The 857-nt window shown below is 65.8% G+C and carries 1 protein-coding gene; it reads right to left on the bottom strand.

Annotated elements, in window-relative coordinates; translation table 11 throughout:
• On the bottom strand, positions 1-857 hold an 857-nt coding region (gene trxB / locus B8W69_RS29515), incomplete at both ends, for a thioredoxin-disulfide reductase (RefSeq protein ID WP_110882108.1).

Raw genomic sequence — 857 nt, forward strand, 5'->3', positions numbered from 1 at the left:
GCGGCGGTGACGGCCTGGCGGTAGGTGCGATCCACCAGGTCCCCGGAGGCGAACACCCCATCAATCGAGGTAGCCGTGGTGCGGCCCTGCACCAGCACATAACCGTCGGGGTCGGTCTCGAGCACGTCGCGCACCAACTCCGAGCGCGGGTCATGCCCAATCGCCACGAACACCCCGGTCACCGCCAACCGGGACACCTCACCGGTAACGGTGTCCCGCAGCCGCAAACCGGTCACGGTCTGCTCACCCTCGACCGCCTCGACCGCCTTATTGGTCAAGATGGTGATCTTGTCGTTGGCCCGGGCCCGGTCCAACATGATCCGCGAGGCCCGGAACTCACTCCGGCGGTGCACCAACGTCACACTGCGGGCAAACCGGGTCAAAAACGTGGCCTCCTCCATCGCCGAGTCCCCACCCCCGACCACCGCGATGTCCTGATCCCGGAAAAAGAACCCATCACAGGTCGCACACGAGCTCACCCCGCGGCCCAGCAACTCCCGCTCACCGGGCACCCCCAAATAACGGGCGGCCGCACCCATCGCCAAGATCACCGACCGCGCCCGCACCGTCTCACCCTCGGCGGTGGTCACCGCCTTGACCGGACCCTGCAACGACACCGATTCGACGTCTTCCATCCGCAGATCCGCCCCGAACCGCAACGCCTGCTCACGCATCTGATCCATCAACTCCGGACCCGTGATCCCGTCGCGAAACCCCGGGAAATTCTCCACCTCGGTCGTCGTCATCAACGCCCCACCAAACGACGTCCCCTCAAACACCACCGGCGTCAACTGCGCCCGCGCCGCATACAACGCCGCGGTATACCCAGCAGGACCCGAACCAATAACGATCACGTC

Origin of the sequence: Mycolicibacterium vulneris, from assembly GCF_002104765.1 — a bacterium.
GTDB lineage: Bacteria > Actinomycetota > Actinomycetes > Mycobacteriales > Mycobacteriaceae > Mycobacterium > Mycobacterium vulneris.